This window comes from Acinetobacter sp. TSRC1-2, assembly GCF_049895885.1.
In the GTDB taxonomy this organism is placed as follows: Bacteria; Pseudomonadota; Gammaproteobacteria; order Pseudomonadales; family Moraxellaceae; genus Acinetobacter.
The window spans coordinates 519401-541275 of the sequence record NZ_JAFCTF010000001.1; the positions used below are offsets into that span (position 1 = coordinate 519401).

Below are 21875 nucleotides of genomic sequence, written 5' to 3' on the forward strand. Positions count from 1 at the left end.
TGATGAGTCAAGATCAACAACCTTTGCTCAAGGTCACAGATCTGACTCGTGAATTCCCTGCCGGGGAAAACACCATTCAGATTCTGAAGGGCATCAATTTAGAGATTTACCCGGGAGAACTGGTGGCCATTGTCGGGCAATCCGGTTCGGGGAAATCAACCCTCATGAACATCCTCGGTTGTCTAGATCAACCAACTGCGGGTAGCTATCAGGTCAAAGGGCGGGAAACACGTAAATTAGAACCAGATGAACTGGCACAACTGCGCCGTGAATACTTCGGTTTTATCTTCCAGCGCTATCATTTACTCGGTGATTTAACTGCAGCAGGTAACGTTGAAGTTCCGGCCATTTATGCCGGTGTAGATGCTTCAGCCCGTCAGCAACGTTCAACCGAACTGCTCTCGGACCTAGGTTTGGCTGAAAAAACCCAGAACCGTCCCAGCCAGCTTTCCGGTGGTCAGCAACAACGTGTCTCGATTGCACGTGCCCTAATGAACGGCGGAGATGTGATTCTGGCCGATGAACCAACAGGTGCATTGGATAAAAACAGCGGTATTGAAGTGATGCGTATTTTACGTGAACTGAATGCCAAAGGTCATACCATTATTTTAGTCACCCACGATCATAACGTCGCCAAAAATGCCTCGCGCATTATTGAAATCAGTGACGGGAATATTATTTCGGATCAGGCCAATGTGCCTGAAACGGACGGCGAAGTGTTGGAAAAGCAGCAGCTTGACCGCACCCCGCAAAAGAAAACACCCTCATGGCGTTCTGCTGCCGACCGACTGGCCGAAGCCTTCCGCATGGCACTGCTTGCCATGAATGCCCATCGTATGCGTACCTTCCTGACCATGCTCGGGATTATTATCGGGATTGCATCGGTGGTTTCAGTGGTGGCGCTAGGAAATGGCTCGCAGAAACAGATTCTGGAAAATATCAGTAGCCTTGGCACCAATACCATTACCGTATTCCAAGGACGTGGCTTTGGTGACAATTCCAAAACAGCACAAGTCAAAACCTTGGTTCCTGCCGATGCTGAAGCTTTGGCTAAACAACCCTATGTCGACGGGGTCAGTCCGTCGGTAACCAGCAGTGTTACTGCTCGGTTTAAAGATACCGAAGCTTCTGCCACAGTGAATGGCGTCAGTGAAGATTTCTTCTATGTAAAAGGCATGACCTTCGAATCTGGGCAACCTTTTGACAAAGAAGGAGTCACTGAACGTGCCCAAGATGTCGTAATTGACAGCAACACCAAGAACACCTTCTTTAGCGATGGCACCAATCCGGTGGGTCAGGTCATTTTATTGGGCAGTGTACCGAGTCGTATTATTGGCGTGATTGAAGCGCAAAAATCGATGATGGGTAATTCTGATAGCCTGAATGTTTATCTGCCCTACTCCACCGTGATGAGTCGCATGCTGGGCCAATCCAATGTGCGTAACATCATCGTCCGGATTAAAGATGAATATCCGAGTGCTACCGCTGAAAATGCAATTTTGAACCTGTTGGTGCAACGTCACGGTGCGCAAGATGTATTTACCCAAAACTCGGACAGTATTCGTGAAACCATTCAGCAAACCACCCAGACCATGACACTCCTTGTTTCTGCGATTGCGGTAATTTCCCTGATTGTCGGCGGTATCGGGGTCATGAATATCATGCTGGTTTCGGTAACTGAACGAACCCAGGAAATTGGGGTACGTATGGCCGTTGGTGCACGTCAAAGTGACATCTTGCAGCAGTTCCTGATTGAAGCGGTATTGGTCTGTATTTTAGGCGGTATCTTAGGGGTACTTTTATCCTTAGGCATTGGACAATTGATTGGTCATTTTGCTGGAGGTACTTTCCAGATGGCCTACTCAACCACCTCAATTATTGCAGCCTTTGTCTGTTCCAGCATGATCGGGATTATCTTCGGCTTTATCCCGGCCCGTAATGCAGCACAGCTTAATCCTGTCGATGCACTTTCTCGCGAATAAGGATACTGAAAATGCAAATGAATTTTACCAAACTTGTCGCTAGTCTTATTTTAACTGGATCCTTAGTCGGTTGTGCTGCGGTGGTGAAAACGCCGTATGAGCAACCTGCCGTAAATATTCCAGGCAGTTTCCAAAACAGTAAAGCGCTCAGTCAGCAAGTTCATGCCGATGTCTATGCAGATCAATGGTGGACCTTGTTTGGCGATGCCCAGCTAAATCAATTGGTCAATCAGGTTTTAACGACCAATACCGATTTAGCAGTGGCTGGTATTAACTTGCAGCAAGCTCGTTTACAAGCCGGTTTGGCACAAAACAAGCAAGGTCCACGGGTCAGCTCCAGCGTTTCGACCGGACATACGATTGACTTAAATTCAAGGGATGATTCGTCACGTGGCTTGTCTTTAAGTGGGGGTGTGAGTTATGAACTGGACTTGTTCGGCAAACTGGCCCGCCAAACTGAAGCAACTAAATGGGAAGCTTTAGCGACTGAACAGGACTTGCAAAGTACCGCACAAAGCTTGGTGGCGACGACTGCGAATTTATATTGGCAGCTAGGTTATCTGAATGAGCGTTATAGCGTGGCACAGCAAAACCTGGCCAGTACACAAAAGACATATGAACTGGTACGCACACAGTATCGTGCCGGGGCAGTTTCTGGTCTGGATTTAACTTCAGCTGAACAGTCTGTTCAAAGCCAGAGAGCGACGTTAAGCCAGATTGAGCAGCAAAAAGTGGAAACCAGAACGGCTTTAGCTGTTTTGATGCATCAACCTGTACAGCAACTGAATATAGCCGAACCGCAGCGCTTACCGCGTATAGCTTTGCCGAGCATTGCAGCCGGCTTACCAGCAGACTTGCTGTCACGTCGCCCAGACTTACAGGCCTCTGAATTACGTTTGCGCAAGGCTTTGGCCAGCAAAGATGCCACCAAAGCCAGTTATTACCCTTCGATTAATCTAACCGGAAATTTAGGCGCTTCAAGTACCTCTTTAAGCAATCTATTGCAGAATCCGGCTTTAACTTTAGGTGCCAGTCTCAGCTTACCTTTCTTGCAATATAACGATATGAAGAAAGATTTAGCGATTAGCGATCTGGATTATGAAAAATCGATTATTCAATACCGTCAAACCCTGTATCAGGCTTTTGCAGATGTTGAAAATGCACTCTCGGCACGTACCGAATTAAACAAACAAGTGGCTTTACAAGAGCATAATGTACAACTGGCCGAGAAAACCGAGCGATTAACTGAAGTACGATACCGTAACGGCGCAATTGCACTTAAAAACCTGTTAGATGCCCAGGAAACCACACGTAATGCCCGTTTGTCTTTGGTGCAAACCAAGCAAAGCCAATACAATGCCTATGTCACCTTGATGCAAGCTTTGGGTGGTAGTCCAATCAAACAGCTACCTTAATTCAGACCATAAAAAAGCCTCTATGAAATAATGCCGGTCAATTGAAAAATTGACCGGCATTTTCTGTTTTTAAACTTGAAATGTTATTTGATACGCGGAAAGGTCATCCGCAACTGTTTGAGTCAGGAATATCTTAAAAGAAACTGTTTCTGCAATAGATTTGTCATAAGATGGTAGTGGAAAAGTTTTGACGGTGAGAATAGCCGAGAACATTTTTCGCCTATTCGCAAGATGGTTTGGCCTTGCACAACAATGTTGCTCATCCCGAAAGAAAAGTAGCATTTGAGCTCCAAACATTTGACTTAATAAAGAAAAGACTCCAGCATAATATTTTCAAATATAAAGATATTTATATTTTAGAATATTAACTCCTCAACATTCTCCTACGGAGGCTTTTCTATTTCAGCAGTTTTAAAAAAAAATTTAAAAACTCGGACGATAATATTTATAGGTCAGACCTTTTTCATTATAAACGTCATAACTTTTTTGCTTAAAGTCAGATACCCATTGCGTGCCATTAAACCCTGCAATATGTCCATAAATATGTTTACCGGTTCGATCAATAATATAAATATCGCCTTCTTTCGGGGCATCAAATTTAGGATTAATTTGTCGATAGCCAATTTTCATTAAAGTATTGCCCCAGTCTGCCGCAGCTACAGGATGACTTTGAAACCGTGCCCCTGCTGACTCCAAAGCAAGTCGGATACTTTTGGCACATTTTTGTGAACTGCTATATGAACTAATCCCCTGCAAGAAATTCGTGAATTTATCAACATCAATTCGCTGTCCATTGCTGGCAATGATGTTCTTTTTTGGGAAGGCTTGAACAGACTTGGACTCTGTATTTTTATTAGAATTCTTACCAGATTCGGAACGAATTACGATGTTTGTCTGGACAGGAGCATACACTTCACTCATGTTTACATTATGATCATAAACCATTCTTTACAACTACTCCTAACCCTTACAATTCGGGCTTTTCACTCATTTCGACGGCAAAGATAGTACCTTGTCAAATGTGATTTTTCATGCAATAAATGTAATTAAATTCAAATAAATCTCTTTAAATCCACTTAACTGATTATTTTTTGTTAATTTTTATATTTGTAATTCTCCCCCGTAATTTAAAGTCATATTTAAATCATTCAAACTTTAATGAATCTTAAAATAAAAAAATGATCCATTTAAAATCCTTTTATCATCCCTATAGTTCTAGATTACGTTCATCTTCTGTTTAGCCACATTGCACTTTAGGCAACGATAAAATAAGAACTATGAGTATGCTCACCTATGAATTCATTTCTGTATTCAGATAATCCATTTCCTGATACCTATGTTTCAGTTTCTCTTTCAAAGGATTCTTCTCGCTCGCACTTAAAAATAGCCTGCTGAAATATAATCCGCAGAAATTTTTATTGATTTTTATTGTTCGCTATAATTTTTAGTCAAACACTTTCACCATAAAGATTTATACACAGTTAACTAACATAAAATCCAAATTAATATCAATAATTTCATTTATTTATAAATAAAAACCCTACTCATTCAGCTCCTTGGGCATTCAAAAGGTGTGGTTTCATCACCGTTAAAAAAAGGCTAATATGTGCCACAAGAAATTCACAATATTATGAGAGAGACATGCGTCAGTATTTAGACCTTTTACAACACATCCTCGACAACGGTGGCGACAAAGGTGATCGCACTGGAACAGGTACACGTTCTGTATTTGGTCATCAAATGCGCTTTGATCTTTCTAAAGGCTTCCCTTTATTGACCACCAAAAAAGTTCATTTTCGCTCCATCGTGATTGAACTGCTCTGGTTCTTAAAAGGTGATACCAACGTTAAATATCTACAGGACAACAAAGTTTCAATCTGGGATGAATGGTCAACCGCGGAACAAACTGCACGTTTTGGTCGTCCTGAAGGGGAATTGGGTCCAGTTTATGGTCATCAATGGCGTAACTTTGGCGCAACCAAAAAAGAAAATGGCTTATATGAGCAAGATGGTTTTGACCAGATTCAATGGCTGATCAACGAAATTAAAACCAATCCAAATTCACGCCGTTTAATCGTTTCGGGCTGGAACCCGAATGAAGCGGGAAATGTTGCCCTTCCGCCTTGCCATACCCTGTTCCAGTTTTTTGTTCAAAACGGCAAGCTGTCTTGCCAATTGTATCAACGCAGTGCGGACGTATTTCTGGGTGTTCCATTTAACATTGCCAGTTATGCCCTGCTCACGCATATGATCGCGCAAGTGTGTGGTTTAGGTGTAGGCGACTTTATCTGGACCGGTGGTGATACCCATTTATATACCAACCACTTTGAACAGGCAAAATTGCAACTCAGTCGTGAACCATTACCGCTTTGCCAATTAAAACTGAATCCAGAAATTAAAGACATCTTCGAGTTTAAGTTTGAAGATATTGAAATTGTCGGTTATGAATCACATCCAGGAATTAAAGCACCGGTTGCGGTTTAATTTCTAAAATCCCCCTTTAATTCCCCCTTTTTCAAAGGGGGAAAACTTATCTGAGTATAAAAAATACAGGGAAAATTTTATGAGCTTCCAAAATTTAGAAGTTGTGCATGTTGTAGCAATGGATCAACAGCGCTGCATTGGTAAAAATAATGACTTGCCTTGGCACATTTCTGCTGACCTCAAGCACTTTAAAGAAATCACCCAAGGCGGTGTTGTGGTCATGGGTCGTAAGACTTTAGAGTCTATGGGACGCACCTTGCCGAAACGTATCAATTGGGTCATTACCCGGGACACGAATTGGTCATTTGAAGGGACTAAAGTAGCCTATTCTATTGAAGATGCTTTGGCTCAAGCTGTGGCCGATGTGCAAGCTTCAGAAAAACCAGATGCAATCTTTGTGATTGGTGGCGGTGAAATCTTTAAACAGACTATGAACATTGCCGACCGTTTGGAGTTGACCCATGTCGAGCTTGATGTTCAAGGCGATGCCTATTATCCGGAAATTCCAGCTGAATTTAAAAAGGTCGCGTCTGAACAACATATTGACGACAAAACTGGGATTGCTTTTGAGTTCGCAACTTACCGAAAATAAAGATAATAATTATTTATAACAGTCAAATATGCATAATATTGGAAAAAGGGAATTTTTCGCTGCGCTGGGCATGGCTTTACTCCATTCCGTGTTCAGTCTCTTCGTTATTTTGTCCTCTATTTGGCTGTGTCTTGCTTTATGGTTTCAAGAACCTTTTGGCTGGTTAGTCACCCGCGTACTGATTGGCCTTTGGATTGTCTTTGCTTTAAGCATTCTTGGCATTTATATCACCCAGCATTTCTTTAACCGCCACATAGATGTCCTGATTTATATGCTGGGTTTTCTGCTGGGCTTATTTTGGTATTTTAACCTGGAAGCCAAACAAGATCGGGAATGGAATCCCGAAGTTGCCCAAGTGCTGTCCTTTGAACAAGAGGATGACAAGATCACCTTGCACAACGTGCGTAATTTTAATTGGCATGCTGATGGCAGTTATGATGAACGCTGGGAAACGCGTGATTTTGATTTAAACGAAATCACCGGTGTGAATATTATTACCTCCTATTGGATGGGACCACAAATTGCACATACCTTGGTCAGTTTTGATTTTACCAATAGCAAGCCACTGACCTTCTCGATTGAAGTTCGCAAACAAAAAAATGAAGAATTTTCGACTTATGGTGGTTTTTTTAGAAAATACGAACTCAGCCTGATCGCAGCAGATGAAAAGGATCTGATTTATACCCGCAGTAATGTCCGTGGTGAACATGTCTATTTCTTTCCGGTCAATATGTCCAAAACTGAAAGACGTGCCTTGTTTGAAGAATATCTGCGTAAAGCCCATGAATTAAAAAATCAGCCGAAATGGTATAACAGCCTGACCAGTAACTGCACCACACTGGTTTTTGATATGGTACAAGCAGTATCTAAAAGACACTTACCGACTGATTACCGCCTGCTGGCTTCAGGATACCTGCCCAATTACCTGTATGACTTAAATGCCATTTCACACGATTTAAGCCTGCAACAGTGGTATGAGGTTGCTTATATCAACCCACGGGTCAGTAAATTAAAGCATCTCTCCAGCACTCAATATTCATCCCTTATTCGTCAGGGTTTGCCACACCCTACACCTGTAGATCCACCATAAAAAGTAATCTAAAAAATATATAAAACATACATTTAACGCTAGTTAATTGGCTATTTTTTTGTTTATATAGAACATAAGTTAAATCAACAACGAGAATTCCAATATGTTAAAAAAATTATTTGCTGTTGGCATACTGGGTGCTGCTATTGCTTTTAGCGGTTGTCAAACTACACCAAGTGCCTCTACCACGATTGAAACTGCAAATTTAGTGCAACTGCAAAACCGCACCTGGATTGCAACACATATTGGCAATACTGAAATAAAAACAGCCCCAACTGCGCATAATATTCCAAGCTTACAGTTTGATGCTGCAACGAAACGCGTCAGTGGTGCCGATGGTTGTAACCGTATTATGGGCAGCTATGAAGCAGGTCGAGATACTTTAGTCCTTGGCCCAATGGCAGGCACCAAAATGGCATGTCTAGATAGCCAAAATGTATCGCGACAATTTAATGAAGCACTGACTAAAGTGGCAAACTATCAAGTCTTTGGCAAAACACTAAAACTGCTTGATCGCCATGGAAATCTTCTGATCCAATTTACCATTCCGGTGCAACCACGTTAAATAATGCAGATAAAAAGCCTGAAGTCTCAGGCTTTTGTATTTAAAATACATAAATAAATACATTGTAGCTTCATAAAAAACCCATATATTAAAAATAATAAACAAATATAGGATAAAACCATGCAACAGGCATTATTTGGTGGTGGATGTTTTTGGTGTGTTGAAGCCGTATTTTTACAGCTGAAAGGCGTAGCAAAAGTGGTCAGCGGTTATGCAGGTGGTCACACCGACAATCCAGGTTATGACGATATCTGTCGTGGAGACACCAACCATGCAGAAGTAATTTTGATTGATTATGATGAAACACAAATTAGCTTTACCCAGCTTTTGGATGTGTTTTTTACCACGCATGACCCAACGACGTTAAACCGCCAAGGCAATGACATCGGCACTCAATATCGTTCCGTGATTTATTACCTGAATGATGAACAGCAACAGCAGGCACAACAAGCGATTGATAAATTAAAAGCAGAAGGCCTGAATATTGTGACTGAACTGAGTCCTGTACCCAAGTTCTACCCTGCTGAAGAATATCACCAGAATTTCTTTGCCCGGAATCCATCTCAAGGCTACTGTAATTTTTCCATTCCACCAAAATTAATGAAATTACGCAGTAAGTTCCATGACTTACTTAAAGCTGAATAGCAGCACTTTTTAGCGAATTTCAGACATAAAAAAGCGACCGAAGTGGTCGCTTTTTTATATTTTTGCTTAGTTATCAGTCGCAAAAGCAATATCGCTGAGCCCGGCTTCGCTCGCACGAGACATCACTTGCGCAACAGCGTCATAACGTGATTCTTTATCTGCTTTCAGTACAATGGTCGGCTGACGCTCTTCCTGACTAGCTGCATTAAATTTTGTCTGTAACTCATCAAGCGTGAGCACATTGCCATTCCAGGCAACTTCTCCACCCGCGTTAATACTGATGGTGACATTTTTAGGGGGCAAATCAATAATATCTGCCGTGGTCTTTGGTAAGGTTAATGGAATTGATGGGTTAGCAACGGTTGCTGTCACCAAGAAGATGATCATCAATACCAACATAATATCGATCAGCGGAATAAGATTCATCTCATTCATGCCTACATCGTTGTCTTCGCCCAATTGAAAGCCCATTAAGCTTGACCTCCCACCAAATGATTCGATGTTGCTTTAGCTTCAGTCACTTGAGCCGCGCTATCTTGTTGCAACATGGTGTCAATTAACAGACTGTGCGCCTGGTCTTGTAACTCATGCGATAAACCACGGTTTACACGGGTACAAATGTTATAAGCCAATACTGCTGGAATCGCCACGGCTAAACCTAAACCGGTCATGATCAAGGCTTCACCCACAGGTGTCGCAACTTGTGCCAAACCGGCTTGACCACTTTTACCGACTGCGACCAAGGCATGGAAAATACCCCAAACTGTACCGAACAAACCCACAAATGGTGCAAGTGAAGCAATGGTACCTAGAACTGCAACACCTTTTTCTGCACTCGATTTTTCAGCAGAAATTTGACGCAATAAAGCTTGTTCTGCCACTGCCTTACGCTGTTCAAAACTGAGCGGGGCAAATTTCGCTTTTAACTTGCTTAACGCTTGAGAAAGTTGAGCATAAGCTTGTTGCTTCAGTTGGCGAGTCCCCATTAAACGTAAAACGAAGATTGTCCATGTCGTAATCGACATTGCCAATAACACGAAATACAAAGTCTTACTCACTGCATCGGCGTGTTGCCAATAAACTGAAAAGTTCATACTCGAACTCCTAAAAAATGTTAGCCGTGTGGATTCAATGTCAATTCAAATGGTTGGTCAGCACTAATTGGATAAGCCACGCCATTTTCTTTGTACGGTTTGAATTTGGAACTACGCACTGAGCGTAAAATCTTGTCATCTAAAGCAGGAACACCACTCGAACGTGAAATACGGGCAGAAGTGATCACCCCTTTTTCATTCGCTTCAATATGAACCACGATGGTTCGCGTTTGGCCTTCTAAATCATTGTTATTATAAGAAGGTTTTGGCGATCGACTCCATTGTACGCCCGAGCCACCAATAGAAACACTTTTTGGCGATGGTGGTGCAGCAGGTGCCGGGGGTGTTACTGGCGCTGGCGGTGCGGGTGGCGCTACCGGTGCCGGTTTCACAACTCTAGTTTCAGAAATCGTTGTTGTCACAGTCGGTTTAGGCGGTGCTTCAACCGGTTTTATTACAGGTTTTGGTGTTTCTGCTTTCTTAACTTGTTGAACCTTCTCTACCTTTTTCGGCGGTGGTGGAAGTTGTTTTTCTACAATTTCAACTTTTTTCACTTCTTTAGGCTTGGGCTGCTCTTTTTTCGGTTCAGCTTTTGGCTTCGGTAGCAAAGGTTTTGGAGGCTCTTGAATTTTAACAAAACGAACTTTTAAAGGCTCTTTTTCAATCGGTTTGAGTTCTGGGGTTTTCATTTGCCCTACCGCCCACAACACACCCATATGACCGATCACAACGGCTATAAGCGCTGTGATAATTTTCTTTTTCATCGGATTGGGGGTTTGCATATTTAGAGCGGGAGTTTGACTCATTAAAATCAGTTACCTAATTAAAGCGATTGTAGATCCATACAGATTTAAGCAATCAAGCTCATCGGTTAGTACAATTAAAGCAACGCAATAATAAATGAGAAGTGTTTTCATTTGCAACTATTAAATCGTAAGTTTTGATGAGTTTTTTGAATCGAAAACAAAAAAGGCATGCCTAAAGCACACCTTTTAAATGAATTATTTTAACAATTATTATTGAAAAACAACCGTTTTGTTACCATCTACAATAATACGATCTTCAAGATGCCATTTTACCGCGCGAGCCAACACGTTTCGTTCGACGTCTTGTCCAAGTTCACGAAGTTGATCGACTGTAAAATCGTGATTTACCCGTTCTACATCTTGCTCAATGATCGGCCCCTGATCGAGATCCGCAGTCACATAATGCGCTGTAGCACCAATCAGTTTCACACCTTTTTCATAAGCTTGCTTATAAGGGTTTGCACCCACAAAGGCAGGCAAGAATGAATGGTGAATGTTGATCACTTTCATTTCCCATTTTTTGACAAATTCTTCATCCAAAATTTGCATATAACGTGCAAGAACTAACAAATCATTACCTTGCATCAATTCATCAATTTTTGCATAGGCTTCACGTTTGTTTTCTTTATTGACCGGCACGACTTCAAATGGAATACCGAAGTTTTCAACTGACTCGCGTAAATCTTCATGGTTGGACACCACTTTAGTAATTTCACAAGGTAAACCACCACGTGCATGACGCCATAAAAGCTCAAGCAAGGCATGATCGACTTTAGAGACTAAAATGCCGACTTTTTTGACGTCGCTGACCAAAGCCAAACGCCAATTCATGTTATAGCGCTCAGCAACATTGGTCGCAAAAGTTTGAGTCAAATTTTCTTTACGGCTTTGCAAGTTATCCAGTTCAAACTCAACACGCATGAAATAACGCCCGCCCTGAGCTTCAGTCGCGTATTGATCAAGTGCGGTAATATTTGCTCCCTGATGATACAAAAAGCTCGATACAGCTTGCACGATTCCCGGTTTATCCTCGCAAGTAATCAGTAAACGTGCTGTGTTAGCAGTGGTCATATTCATGTCGGTTTATATCACTAATCAGTTAAATTGAAAAACAAGCCGAGCATTCTAACGCTTTTTTAAGGCTTTCTAAATAGGCTATGTGGCATCGTGATTTTTACTTGAAGATAGACTCTCAAAAAGTTCTGAAGGCCCCAGCGTTTCAAGCAAATGTTCATACGTTTGACGACTTTCACCACGCAAATACGCCCCTTCCAGGAACACCATTTGACGTAATGCCTGCCAAACCCACTTTTCTTCTAAAGTATTGGAGTCGGTAATATGACCCGACATATATAAGAAGTTGGTCCAGTTGGTCAAAACAATCCACAAGTTAATAATCAGGGCCTCAATTTCCGAGTCCGTCATTTGCATTAACCCTGCATTGACAAAGGCTTTATAAATTTTTTGCCCCTGCTGCATCACCTGACCGGCAAAACGTGGATACATTTTTCGAAAATCATCATTATTTTCAACCAAATGATAAACATCGCGATGCAAAAAGCGATAAGCCCAAAGCTGGCTGCTCAGCACTTGAAAATAACGAATCTTATCATTGGCATCGAGCAAGCGATCATCCGGCAATGCAAGCATTTCCAGAGTTTCTTTTTGATACTGCTCCATCAACTCTTTGATAATTTCGTTTTTATTACGGAAATGGTAATACAAATTACCCGGACTCATACTCAGTTCAGCTGCAATATGATTGGTTGTAACTGAACGCTCACCGCGCTCATTAAATAACTGTAAGCTGAGCTGTAAAATACGTTCTTTGGTTTTCACCGTTTTGGAGTGAGACATCCTGAAGTGACCATTTATTCAATAGGTTAGCGAGCTAACACATAAAGTAACTTGACTATTTAGAGCTTTTACTCTAAAAATTAAATTAATCGCTTTTTATTTAATGGTAGCAGGTCATGAATAGTCAAACAAAAACAACTTCAATGACACCACATTCTTTCGATATTCAGCACTTACATGATGTGCTGGAACAGCAAAAACATGCCTATCAACGTCATTCTTTGCCAAGCGCAAAAGAACGTATTGATCGTTTAGCACGTTTAAAGCGTATCTTAGTTAAATATCAAGATCAATTCGCCGAAGCAATTAACCAGGACTATGGTAACCGTTCTATTGGCGAAACCAAAATCGGTGAATTACTCACCTGTCTTGAACAGATTAAATATTATAGCAAGCATTTGACCCATTGGATGAAACCTTCGAAACGCCATGTAGGAATTATTCATCAACCGGCAAAGGCCTGGGTTCAATATCAACCACTAGGTGTGGTAGGAATTATTGCCCCTTGGAACTATCCTTTATTATTGTCGGTTGGTCCACTAATTTGTGCAATTGCTGCCGGCAACAATGCCATGATCAAAATCTCCAGTGCATCAAGCAATTTTGGTCGTGCGCTTGAAAAAGCCTTAAGTGAAGCCTTTCCGATCGAATTGGTTGCAGTCATAAATGGTGGCGGTCCTATTTCTGATGCATTTAGCCATTTAGCTTTTGATAAAATCATTTTTACCGGTTCTACTGAAGTTGGTAAAACCGTGATGGCAGCTGCCTCAGAAAATTTAGTGCCTGTGATTTTAGAATTGGGCGGAAAGTCCCCTGTTCTGGTTCATCCATCGATTGATTTAGAAGATGTCGCGCAACGTGTGGCTGCAGGTAAACTGTGGAATGCAGGTCAAACTTGTGTGGCACCTGACTATATGTTCCTGCCTAAAGGAAAAACGGCCGAATTTATCAAGCAGTTTAGAGCTTGTGTGGAAGAGATGTATCCAAATTTCGCCTATAATCAAGATTACACCTCGATTATTAATGACAAACAGTACAATCGCCTGCAAGGTTATTTGGAAGATGCCATTAATCAGGGGGCCAAAATGATCGAAATCAATCCCGAACATGAAGATTTAACTGCCGTTCGAAAAATTGCGCCGACTTTACTGACCGGCGTAACCACTGAAATGCGGATTATGAAAGAAGAAATCTTCGGACCAATTCTGCCAATTCTAGAATATGATCAAATTGACGATGTTATTGACTTTATTAATAGCCGTCCGCGTCCACTTGCATTATACTATTTCGACTTTGATCAGGCGCGTGCTGACTATGTCGCACAGCATACTCATTCAGGGCATTTCGGGCAAAATACGGTATTGACCCATGTTGCACAGGACGATTTACCATTTGGTGGCGTAGGTGCTTCAGGTATGGGCAAATATCATGGTCCAGAAGGTTTCTTCAGTTTGTCTCATGAACGGTCGGTGATGTCGAATCCTAAGCTCTATAGCTTAAAATTCATTCTCCCACCATTTAACAAGCCGATTCATAAATTGATTTCGAAGATCCTTCTTCGCTAACTGATCAAGGCATGAGCTATTGCACGTATTCATGCCGAGTTTTTATTAAATTCGCTTGTCTTTTAAGCGCATTTTTGGTATAAAACGCCCCTTGAATGATTTCATCCGTTTACTTTTAATGACTAGCCGCACAATCGATGCTGTCTAGCAATGGAGTTCACCATGTCTAAGGTTTGCCAAGTTACCGGCAAGCGTCCAGTCGTTGGCAACAACGTCTCGCACGCCAATAACAAAACCAAACGCCGGTTCGAGCCGAACCTGCATCACCACCGTTTCTGGTTAGAAACCGAAAAACGTTTCGTACGTCTTCGTTTAACCACTAAAGGTATGCGTATTATCGACAAATTGGGTATTGAAAAGGTTGTTGCTGACCTTCGTGCTCAAGGTCAAAAGATCTAAGGAGTCAGTACAATGCGTGATAAAATTCGTCTAGTTTCTTCAGCTGGTACAGGTTATTTCTATACTACGACTAAGAACAAACGTACTATGCCGGAAAAAATGGAAATCAAAAAATTTGATCCAAAAATCCGTCAACACGTGATTTTCAAAGAAGCTAAAATTAAATAATTTTGCTTTCTTAAAAAAAACGACCTTCTGGGTCGTTTTTTTTGCATTTTTTTTATTCGCCTTGATACACTTTAACTAATTTTTTGGCACCGTTTGTGCTTTTGTATTTTTACCCTTAACTAGGCTTAAGGAGTTTTTAGTGCCTCATGACGTAGATCTCATTATATTATTAGCAGTTGGCTTTGGACTGGCGCTTATCTTTGGCTATATTGCGGCTCGTATACGCCTCCCCCCTCTGATCGGCTATCTCATTGCCGGTATCATCATTAGTCCGAACACGCCCGGTGTGGTCGGAGATATTCAACTTGCCAATCAACTGGCTGAACTTGGGGTAATGTTCCTCATGTTTGGTGTCGGGATGCATTTTTCCTTAAGTGATTTAATGCAGGTACGTCGAATCGCTTTACCGGGTGCTATTTTACAAATTGCTGTCGCGACCTTATTGGGTATAGGCGTTTCCATGATGTGGGGCTGGAGTTTTGGTTCTGCACTGGTGTTTGGTTTAAGTCTTTCTTGTGCCAGTACCGTGGTTCTACTTAAAGCTTTGGGTGACCGCGGTTTACTGAATTCTGTAAATGGTAAAATTGCCGTGGGTTGGCTGCTGGTTGAAGACTTGGTGATGGTGCTGGTCTTGGTTTTACTACCTGCCACAGCAGTTTTATTTGGCGGTACACCCATTGCCGGGACAGATCTCGATGCAAACATCTGGCTCACTTTAGGTGTGACTCTGCTTAAAGTTGCAGGCTTTATTGCCTTTATGTTGATTGTCGGTAAACGTCTGGTTCCCTGGATCATGCAAATGGTCGCACGCTTGGGCTCGCGTGAACTGTTTACTTTAACCGTTGTTGCAGCTGCGGTTTCAATTGCCTTTGGTGCCTATAAAGTTTTTGGCGTATCAATGGCACTTGGTGCATTCTTTGCCGGAATGGTGGTCAAAGAATCCGACTTTAGTCACCGTGCCGAAGAAGAAACTTTACCCCTACGTGAAATTTTCTCGATTCTATTCTTTGTTTCTGTCGGCATGCTGTTCGATCCACGCATCCTGATTGAGCAACCCTTACATGTGCTTGCTGTAGTCGGCATTATCATGATTGGCAAGACTATTGCAGCGATGGCTTTGGTTTTATTTTTCCGTTACCCGATTAACACTGCGTTAACCGTTGGTGCAAGCCTTGCACAAATTGGCGAGTTTTCTTTTATTCTGGCAACTTTGGGTCTCTCACTCAATTTACTCTCAATAGAAGGACAAAACCTGATTCTAGCGGGTGCGCTTATTTCAATTACGCTGAATTCATTTATATTCTCTGCCATTGAACCGGTGCAAAACTGGATTCGTGAACGCTCGCATCTGGCGCGTTTGCTGGAACGAAGCGGCGACCCTCTTTCCATGCTACCCGATGAAGTATCTCAAGAGTATTTACGTGATCAAGTGGTGCTTGTGGGACATGGCGAAGTCGGTCGTCGTATTACGAAAGAGTTAATGGCGCAAAATATTAAGGTGGTGATTGCCGAAGAAAACCGTGAAATCGTAGAAAGACTGCGACAAAAAGGGATTGCAGCTGTTTCCGGTCATGCCACCGAACCGAGTGTGTTAATTCAAGCGCATATTCAACATGCGCGGCTTTTAGTTCTGTCCCCAATGGATATTTTAGATATTCATAAAATTGTGGATATTGCCAAAACACTGAATCCTCAAATTCAGGTTTTAGTCTGTGCAGAAAGTAAGGAAGAAGCTGAAGTGATTCGTCGTGATAATATTGGTGAAGTGTATTTTGCCAAAGAAGAAATGGCGAAGAATATGACCAATCATATACTCAATCAAATCCAGATTGCTCATCAGCAAGAACCGACACATTAATCTTGTAGCTTAAAAAACGCACTCATGAGTGCGTTTTTTATATTTCTTAGATTAGCGATCAGCTCAGATACTTAGGTTGATCATCTACAATTTCCGCCTGCCATTCATTGACTTGCTTTTCCATCATGGCAAACAACGCGGCTTGCACCATATGTTGTGCAATCTCAGGCATTTGATCACCCAGTAATAACTTCACTTCATCATTAAACTGAATTTTAACCAAGGGTTCTTTTTGAGAGCCTGCATTTCGCAATGCCAACTCACCACCTTCAAGTTGAACCAATTCTAAAATAGCTTCTTGATTACCAAATAATTCTTTCAATTGTTCTATAGACATAGTTCCTCCATGTTCAACATGGTGGCAAAGGCAGTTGCACTTTGCATTACGTAGACTATTTATATAAGGCCGATGATGAAAACTTCAAGAGCTGAGAAAAAAGATTAAAACTCAACCATCTCGTTACGAAAGCCATCAATCAGTTGAGTTAAATCACGATGCCATTCACGCAAAATTTTTGTATCCGGCAACCATGCTTGAGGTGTTTGAGTCACTTTAATAATTAAGTTAGATGATGTTTCATGTTCTGGTTCAGGTGCACTTGGCTCAGGTGCATATTGGCACATACGATAAGCACGTTTTAGTTCAGCAATAAAACCTTGTTTCGATAATTGCTGCAGCACGGTCACTTCAGGAGACACTTGTCCCTTTTCCGCCATGTTATCTTCAATCGACTTGAGGGTTGGCATAAAGTCATTTAAACGATAGTAACGAACCAATTCCTGCAAAAAGGCCAAGACTGCTCCATGCAAATGGAATACGGCAGCTTCACGATTTGCCTGTGCCTGTTGAATATTGTCAGTTTGCTCAGCTTGTTGGCATGAAAGACGTGCAAAATACAGTTTCTGATTGGTACGGTCAGCATGGAAACGAGCAACACGGGACATAGCGATATTCCTAAATTTTGGCGTTTGTTACATGCCTAAGATTAAACTTTATTTTGATCAATTCCCAATAAAAATTATGCATGATCCATCGCATTTCTTTTATCCATAAAAAAGGAGCTTTCGCTCCTTTAATTATTTGTTTTCAGTTTTACTTGTCGTGTCAGGATTATCTTCAGCCTGCTTTACACGAATACCATGTCCGTGCAAACGAAGGGTATTTAAGCCTTTAATGGCTTTAATCGCTTCACGAGCATGTGGCATTTCAACAAAGGCAAAACCTTTCGATTTACCTGTAGTCGCATCAAGCACCAACTTGCATGACTCAACTGTGCCAAAGTCTTGAAATAACTTCAATAATTCAGCTTCTGTTACTGTACGTTCTAAACTACGAACTAAAATTTTCATCTTACAACCTTAAAATAGGCAAAATCATCAAAAAGCACTCGCCTACTCGACTTTTTGAACTTCGCAATAAAAAACAAAATAACGCAATTGCTATAGTTTAATCGAGATCAATGCCAAAATCTAAATTAATCGACTGTCGTTCAATTAAAGCGCTTTTTACGGTTTGCTGGCGTTGTTTGTAATGGGTTTCGCTAATACACAAATGACGGGTTAATTCATTGAGAAAATAACTTTCAATCTTGCGACCCTGATCATCAACCTGATCGCGCGCCCATAAAGTCAGATTCTGCTTGGTTAAAATCAATTCATTTTTGGCACGGGTCAATGCCACATACAACACACGACGTTCTTCCTCGACTTCATCGAAATTACCCTGCGCCCGTGCATGTGGATATTGTCCCGCCGAGACATTCGCCACATAACAGACTTTCTGTTCGGTTCCTTTGGCAGAATGGATGGTGATGAGTGTGACTACATCATCCTGCGACTGACGTTCTATTTCACTAATCGACACGGGATCGAGCACATATTCTTCCAAAAACTCACTCAGTTGATCATGTTTCGAAGCCAACTGTTTGACCAGATCAAAATCACCCAAGCGTTTTGACCAGTCCTTTTTGGCATAGTTTTCTTCAAGCTGATCTTTTAGCGCTTCAATGCCCAGCGATACACAGGCTTGTACTTGATCTTTCAATACCAGCATTTGCTTCATGATCAGCAAAGTATTGTCTGGAATACGACCAAATTTTTCTAACTTTTCAAAAATATGCTCAGTTTCAGGTTCAAGTAATAACTGTTGAGCCAGCTTACTTGCGCCGACATCACCCACACCATTCCAAAGTGTCAGGAAGCGCATCCAGGCAATATCATCCAATGGATTGGCAATCACACGTAATAGACTCAGCAAATCTTTTACATGCGCGGTTTCAAGCAGCTTCATGCCACCAATAAAACGGTAAGGCACATTGGCCTGAATGAATGCCGCTTCAATATGCCGTGCAGCAAAACTCGAACGCACCAATACCATGTGTTCATGCCATGCCGAACCCTGCAGTAAATGCCGCTCTTTAATGTCGATGGCAATCCATTTGGCTTCATCAAATTCGTTCGGGAAAATATGCATGCGTGGTTTAACACCATCACCACGATAAGCCTCTAAATGCTTGTCATATTGAATCGGACTTTGATCGAGCAACCAGTTGGATAGATCTAGAATTTCTTGCGTAGAACGGTAATTTTTTTCCAGTTTAAAGATCTGTGCATTGGGTACACGTTCTTTAAAATGGTGAATATTTTCAAAGTCGGCACCACGAAAACCGTAAATGGACTGCGCATCATCACCAACACAGAACAGACTGGTTTTATCTTTCAGGGGGTCAAGCAAAGCCCATTGCAAAGGATTGGTATCCTGCATTTCATCCACCAGCATGTGCTGACAGATCGATGAAACGTAATCCACCAAGCCTTCTGATTGTGCCAGAGCTGAAGCCACCACGGCCAAGATATCGTCATAATCCAGAAAGCTACGTGCCTGTTTTCGGGCTTCGTACTCTTTCATGATATCTGCAATTTGATCTTTATATTCCAGAAACTCTGGCATTTGCTTTTCTAAAGCCAGACTTAATTTTTGCCGCGTATTTCGGGCAAAAGAATAGAGATCACATAACTCTTTCGGTTTTGGAAGGGCATTTGGATTCTTTTTATCGTCTTTACCGCGAATCAGACGGAACATCATCAACTGATCATCACGGTCGATAATCGAGAATTGTTCCAAGCCAAACGCTTTCGGAATGCGGCGCAGCAAGTACATACAGAAGGTATGAAAGGTTGATGCTCGAAGCCCTTTGGCCTGTTCACCTAAAGCCAGTTCTACACGTGCCACAATTTCACTGGCTGAACGACGGGTAAAGGTCAGAATCTGGATTTGATTGGCTGGTACACCTTGATCAATCAAATAAGCTGCACGTGCCACAATAGTTTTGGTTTTGCCACAGCCTGCGCCTGCAAGTACCAAACTATGCTTAGATTCGGTGGTTGCGGCTTGCTTTTGTTGAGGGTTTAATTCATCAATCAGGGTGGCTAAACTCATGGTGTCTCATCGTGTTCGGTAGACGAATAGTTTAACAGAGCTCTCCATAGAAAACTTGCTATGAAAATTCTAGAAGGAGTTTACATCGTGACAGGCAGCATGGATGCTGCCGTTATTCAGTGATGCATGGCCGCATCATCTGAATAACAGAGGGCTTGGTTACTTTGCCCTGTCAAAGTGACACTTTGCCTACGCGTTAGCATTTATCTATTCACATCCTTTCAAGGCTATGAGTATCTCTACTTTTAGAATTTAGCATAATCACTTTTCAAGTTTATTTAACATTGTAACTACCGCATCCTCTAAATGCCTTTGCGCATTTTGCATCGCGTCTTCTAAAGTGCAATCTGACGGGTTAATGCCAATAATCTGAGTAAATCCCAACGCACAAAGCTCATCAATATCATCCCCAATCACACCCGCAAAAGCAATCACAGGCTTATTCATTCGCTTCGCCACTTGTGCCACACCAAACGGCGTTTTACCAAATTTGGTTTGAAAGTCGATGCAGCCTTCCCCTGTAAATACATAATTCGCCTGAGCAATTTTCTCTGTCAATTTGGTCTGTTCAATGACAAGCTCTACACCTGAACGAATTTTTGCTCCTGCAAATACCATCAAGCCAAAACCTAATCCACCAGCGGCACCTGCACCCGCAATATCTTTAACATCTATATTTAATTGTTGAGCAACCCGTTGTGCAAAATATGTAAGGTTCTGATCAAGCTGTTGCACCATTGCAGCTGTTGCACCTTTTTGTGGACCAAACACATACGATGCCCCGTTTACTCCAGTCAGCGGATTATTTACATCACTGGCAATCATGATTTCAGTCTGCTTTAAACGTGCGTCCAAACCTGAAATATCAATCGTTCGAATTTGATCGAGTTGCCCGCCACCTGCTGCAACGTCATTATTATTTTCATCTAAAAATTTTACACCTAAAGCTTGTGCCATACCTGCACCTGCATCATTGGTAATACTGCCACCCAAGCCAATAATGATGTTAGACACGCCTAAATTCAGCGCAGCTTTAATCATCTCTCCTGTACCCAAAGTGCTAGTCAATAAAGGATTTCGTTGAGAAGACTTGAGCAAATGAATGCCATTGGCTTTTGCCATTTCAATCACAGCAGTTTGACCATTATCAATTAAGCCAAAATAAGTTTTTACTTTTTGAGTAGATAAAGGTCCTGTGACTTCACAATCGATTATTTGTCCATTTAAGCAAGAAACTAACGCATCGACTGTCCCCTCGCCACCATCTGCCATGGGCACATGAATAAAATGTGCATCTGGAAATACCTTTTGAATACCACGTTGCATTGCCTGACAAGCTTGTTCAGCAGTCATGCTTTCTTTGAAGGAATCGGGAGCGAGAACAAAAGTTTTAGGCATGATCTTCAAAAAATGGAATGAATAAATCTTTTATACAATAAAAAAAGAACGCATATAGCGCTCTTTAGTCGAAATGGGCTTTATACATCAGCAGAACTTTTGGGCACATTGTGTTTGATATAAGAAGCTAAAGTGAGAAAGATGGGTCAACACAATTGCTGTTTTTACTGGAGTGGTAAAAGCATAATATCCAGCTACAAGATACAGCACACCGAACAATGCCCACAGCCAACGACATCCCCCATCAAAAATTTTAAATGCTGCAATGAAGTGTAGAACACCGCCTATCATCATCAGTACACCAAACAGGAAAACCACAGACAAAGTTGCAAATGGTAAAGATGCCAGCAACACCATTCCAAATAGGATGAGTAGAATGCCAAGCCCTAAATACCACTTTCGATTTTCATGCAGTTGATGTCGAACTAAATCATTTCCTACTGTTTTCATGTTTCTTCTCAAGTCTTTTGTTGAGGAACAGGTTTATTTTTCAATATTTTAAAACAGAGTTCTGTTAT

The 21875-nt window shown here is 41.7% G+C and carries 22 protein-coding genes and 1 pseudogene; 11 read left to right on the top strand and 12 right to left on the bottom strand.

Going from position 1 to position 21875, the window contains the following annotated elements; genetic code table 11:
- The first annotated feature begins 2 nt into the window (after window positions 1–2).
- Window positions 3–1982: a MacB family efflux pump subunit gene (locus ACP69Y_RS02435; RefSeq protein WP_425916070.1), complete on the top strand. Its 1980-nt coding sequence runs from the start codon at window positions 3–5 to the stop codon at window positions 1980–1982.
- Between the two features lie 11 nt (window positions 1983–1993).
- Entirely contained in the window at window positions 1994–3397 is a 1404-nt protein-coding gene (locus ACP69Y_RS02440; protein ID WP_425915839.1) for an efflux transporter outer membrane subunit, read from the top strand.
- Window positions 3398–3820: 423 nt separating this feature from the next.
- Here the strand turns inward: ACP69Y_RS02440 and ACP69Y_RS02445 are convergent, their stop codons facing one another.
- The gene (locus ACP69Y_RS02445; protein ID WP_425915841.1) at window positions 3821–4342 is read right to left on the bottom strand and encodes a CHAP domain-containing protein; all 522 of its coding nucleotides are present in this window, start codon (window positions 4340–4342) and stop codon (window positions 3821–3823) included.
- Between the two features lie 696 nt (window positions 4343–5038).
- Here ACP69Y_RS02445 and thyA point away from each other — a divergent pair.
- The 5 genes from thyA to msrA all read left to right on the top strand — a co-directional run bounded on the left by thyA (window position 5039) and on the right by msrA (window position 8773).
- Entirely contained in the window at window positions 5039–5881 is an 843-nt protein-coding gene (gene thyA / locus ACP69Y_RS02450; protein WP_425915843.1) for a thymidylate synthase, read from the top strand.
- A 79-nt stretch (window positions 5882–5960) separates the two neighbouring features.
- The gene (locus ACP69Y_RS02455) at window positions 5961–6473 is read left to right on the top strand and encodes a dihydrofolate reductase (RefSeq protein ID WP_425915844.1); all 513 of its coding nucleotides are present in this window, start codon (window positions 5961–5963) and stop codon (window positions 6471–6473) included.
- Window positions 6474–6501: 28 nt separating this feature from the next.
- On the top strand, window positions 6502–7563 hold the full coding sequence (locus ACP69Y_RS02460) for a DUF4105 domain-containing protein (protein WP_425915846.1): 1062 nt from the start codon (window positions 6502–6504) through the stop codon (window positions 7561–7563).
- Window positions 7564–7666: 103 nt separating this feature from the next.
- A complete protein-coding gene (locus ACP69Y_RS02465) occupies window positions 7667–8128 on the top strand; it encodes an META domain-containing protein (protein ID WP_425915848.1) in 462 nt (153 codons plus the stop codon).
- Window positions 8129–8248: 120 nt separating this feature from the next.
- Window positions 8249–8773, top strand: a complete 525-nt coding sequence (msrA, locus tag ACP69Y_RS02470; RefSeq protein WP_425915850.1) for a peptide-methionine (S)-S-oxide reductase MsrA — start codon at window positions 8249–8251, stop codon at window positions 8771–8773.
- A gap of 66 nt (window positions 8774–8839) precedes the next feature.
- Here the strand turns inward: msrA and ACP69Y_RS02475 are convergent, their stop codons facing one another.
- The 5 genes from ACP69Y_RS02475 to ACP69Y_RS02495 form a co-directional block, all read right to left on the bottom strand.
- Window positions 8840–9244, bottom strand: a complete 405-nt coding sequence (locus ACP69Y_RS02475; RefSeq protein WP_425915852.1) for an ExbD/TolR family protein — start codon at window positions 9242–9244, stop codon at window positions 8840–8842.
- On the bottom strand, window positions 9244–9867 hold the full coding sequence (locus tag ACP69Y_RS02480; RefSeq protein WP_425915854.1) for a MotA/TolQ/ExbB proton channel family protein: 624 nt from the start codon (window positions 9865–9867) through the stop codon (window positions 9244–9246). Before ACP69Y_RS02480 ends, ACP69Y_RS02475 begins: the two co-directional genes overlap by 1 nt.
- 20 nt (window positions 9868–9887) lie before the next feature.
- Window positions 9888–10673: a TonB family protein gene (locus ACP69Y_RS02485; protein ID WP_425915856.1), complete on the bottom strand. Its 786-nt coding sequence runs from the start codon at window positions 10671–10673 to the stop codon at window positions 9888–9890.
- Window positions 10674–10883: 210 nt separating this feature from the next.
- On the bottom strand, window positions 10884–11750 hold the full coding sequence (purU, locus tag ACP69Y_RS02490) for a formyltetrahydrofolate deformylase (RefSeq protein ID WP_425915858.1): 867 nt from the start codon (window positions 11748–11750) through the stop codon (window positions 10884–10886).
- Window positions 11751–11828: 78 nt separating this feature from the next.
- Complete coding sequence (locus tag ACP69Y_RS02495) at window positions 11829–12530, bottom strand: TetR/AcrR family transcriptional regulator (RefSeq protein WP_131216260.1); 702 nt, start codon at window positions 12528–12530, stop codon at window positions 11829–11831.
- 116 nt (window positions 12531–12646) lie between these two features.
- Here ACP69Y_RS02495 and ACP69Y_RS02500 point away from each other — a divergent pair, with 116 nt between their 5' ends.
- From ACP69Y_RS02500 to ACP69Y_RS02515, 4 genes are all read left to right on the top strand, one after another.
- The gene (locus ACP69Y_RS02500; protein WP_425915860.1) at window positions 12647–14095 is read left to right on the top strand and encodes a coniferyl aldehyde dehydrogenase; all 1449 of its coding nucleotides are present in this window, start codon (window positions 12647–12649) and stop codon (window positions 14093–14095) included.
- Window positions 14096–14257: 162 nt separating this feature from the next.
- Window positions 14258–14494, top strand: coding sequence for a 50S ribosomal protein L28 (rpmB, locus tag ACP69Y_RS02505; protein ID WP_053578814.1), 237 nt, complete (start codon window positions 14258–14260; stop codon window positions 14492–14494).
- 12 nt (window positions 14495–14506) lie between these two features.
- On the top strand, window positions 14507–14662 hold the full coding sequence (gene rpmG, locus ACP69Y_RS02510) for a 50S ribosomal protein L33 (protein ID WP_001205031.1): 156 nt from the start codon (window positions 14507–14509) through the stop codon (window positions 14660–14662).
- Window positions 14663–14801: 139 nt separating this feature from the next.
- Window positions 14802–16520: a cation:proton antiporter gene (locus ACP69Y_RS02515; RefSeq protein WP_425915862.1), complete on the top strand. Its 1719-nt coding sequence runs from the start codon at window positions 14802–14804 to the stop codon at window positions 16518–16520.
- Window positions 16521–16578: 58 nt separating this feature from the next.
- On the opposite strand, the gene ACP69Y_RS02520 is transcribed toward ACP69Y_RS02515, so the two are convergent.
- The 6 genes and pseudogenes from ACP69Y_RS02520 to ACP69Y_RS02545 all read right to left on the bottom strand — a co-directional run.
- Complete coding sequence (locus tag ACP69Y_RS02520; protein WP_425915864.1) at window positions 16579–16857, bottom strand: hypothetical protein; 279 nt, start codon at window positions 16855–16857, stop codon at window positions 16579–16581.
- A 104-nt stretch (window positions 16858–16961) separates the two neighbouring features.
- Window positions 16962–17465, bottom strand: a complete 504-nt coding sequence (locus tag ACP69Y_RS02525) for a DUF6586 family protein (protein ID WP_425915866.1) — start codon at window positions 17463–17465, stop codon at window positions 16962–16964.
- A gap of 132 nt (window positions 17466–17597) precedes the next feature.
- Entirely contained in the window at window positions 17598–17870 is a 273-nt protein-coding gene (locus ACP69Y_RS02530) for an RNA recognition motif domain-containing protein (RefSeq protein ID WP_425915867.1), read from the bottom strand.
- A 97-nt stretch (window positions 17871–17967) separates the two neighbouring features.
- The gene (locus tag ACP69Y_RS02535) at window positions 17968–19959 is read right to left on the bottom strand and encodes an ATP-dependent helicase (RefSeq protein ID WP_425915869.1); all 1992 of its coding nucleotides are present in this window, start codon (window positions 19957–19959) and stop codon (window positions 17968–17970) included.
- A gap of 261 nt (window positions 19960–20220) precedes the next feature.
- Window positions 20221–21357 carry a glycerate kinase gene (locus ACP69Y_RS02540; protein ID WP_425915871.1) on the bottom strand — a complete coding sequence of 379 codons (1137 nt, stop codon included), beginning with the start codon at window positions 21355–21357 and terminating at the stop codon, window positions 20221–20223.
- Between the two features lie 138 nt (window positions 21358–21495).
- Window positions 21496–21807, bottom strand: a pseudogene (locus ACP69Y_RS02545) (HdeD family acid-resistance protein); the annotation flags it as partial.
- Window positions 21808–21875: the final 68 nt, after the last annotated feature.